This window comes from Moorena sp. SIO3I8, assembly GCF_010692325.1.
In the GTDB taxonomy this organism is placed as follows: domain Bacteria; phylum Cyanobacteriota; class Cyanobacteriia; order Cyanobacteriales; family Coleofasciculaceae; genus Moorena.
Genome location: NZ_JAAHHW010000333.1, coordinates 1 through 1744 on the forward strand (window position 1 = coordinate 1; position 1744 = coordinate 1744).

Here is a 1744-nt window from a genome sequence, read left to right on the forward strand (position 1 = left end):
AAACCAAAAAAAAAAATCTAATCTATTCCGAGAAGAATCTGTGGAACACTTAACTTCCCCAGAAAAATTAGACCAAGCTATGGAAGTTGTCTCCCGTCAAGACTGGCTTCCTTTATCTACTTTGGCAGGAATAGTGTTCTTGACCATTATTTGGAGTATTGTCGGTAAACTTCCCTTAACTATTAAAAGTAAAGGGGTGCTAATTCATCCACACAAAGTAGTTGAAGTTCAGTCTCCTGTTAGTGGTCAGTTAGAACAGATCAATATCAAGGAAGGCGACTGCGTTGACCGAGGTTTCGTGTTAGCAACAATTGAACCGTCTGATATTCAGCAGAAACTTCAGCAACAGAAAGAAAAATTAGCACAACTACAATCACAAAGTCAATTAGCGAATACTCTTCAGGTACAGCGAACTAATTTAGAAGTGTTGTCCCTTCAGCAAAAACAAGAGGCATTAGAACAGTCTCTACAAAATAGTGAAAGCTTAAATTTGGTTCTCAATAATCAAGCAATAGAGGCTATAAAGCAGCAAAAAGAAAGCATTCAGCAAAAAATAACGGATCTTCAAACTATTACTCCAACACTTAGAGAAAAAGGACTTAACTCCATCAAAGAACAAAGAGTTAGTATCTTTAAACAACTGAAAGATTTTAAGGAACTCAGTTCTAGCTTAAAAGATAGGGTAGAAAAACGTCGTGAACTAGTTCAAGCAGGAGCAATCTCTTTAGATAAAATATTAGAAGCAGAACAATCTTATAAACAAAATCTGCAAAATATATCTAAACTAGAGGCTGAACTCAAACAGCTAGATGTTAAAGAAGCTGAAGTCGAACAGCAATATTTAGATAACTTAAGTACCATTAGCAAGCATCAAGCTGAATTAAGAGAATTGACAGTTAAGGGAACTGAAACTAGAGAGAAATACTTGAAAAATATGAATCAAGTTGCTCAACAAAAAACAGATCTAAAAACCTTAGCTACAGAAAGAAAAAAACTTGAACAGCAAAACTTAGAAGATTCTAGCAAAAGAGAAAATCAAATTCAACAGGTTAAGTACGATCTAGCCCAACTTTCTAAACAGTATAATGATAATAAAGCTATCAAAAGTCCTTATTCGGGTTGTTTTCTGAACATAACTGCTAGTAAAGGGTCTGTTATTGATAAAGGGTTTTCTTTAGGAGTGATTCAAAGACAGAGTTCATCAGACAGTCTCTCAACCGTTGCTTACTTTCCTGTTGGGCAGGGTAAAAAGATCAAACCTGGTATGAAAATCTATGTTACACCTGATACAGTTCGCCGAGAAAAATTTGGTAGTATTATTGGTACTGTCTCGGAAGTATCTCCTTTTCCTATTACTCAACAAGGAGCAACTAAACTGATAGGAAACTCTACAATAGCTGAAAATTTGGCATCTAAAGTCAGACCTGTTATTGAAATCCATGGGAAGTTACAGGCTGACTCCTCGACTCCTAGTGGTTATGCTTGGTCTTCTTCTCAAGGACCGTCGTTGACAGTGACTTCAGGAACCACTGTAACAGTACAAGTCACCATTGAAGAGCAAACCCCCATTACCTTAGTTTTACCAATCTTGCGACAATTGACTGGGATTTATAGCGGTTTGCGCTTAAATAGAGTATAGCGGTTTTTTGTCTGGTGAGGTACAAATTTTTTGGTTTTAGGGAACAGGGAACAGGGAACAGGGAACAGGGAACAGGGAACAGGGAACAGGGAACAGGGAACAGGG

General features: G+C 37.2%; 1 protein-coding gene. It reads left to right on the top strand.

Annotated features, from left to right (window positions below):
* Positions 1 to 1639 (top strand): NHLP bacteriocin system secretion protein (locus F6K51_RS36725; protein ID WP_293030961.1); only part of this gene is annotated, 1639 nt, incomplete at its 5' end.
* Positions 1640 to 1744: the final 105 nt, after the last annotated feature.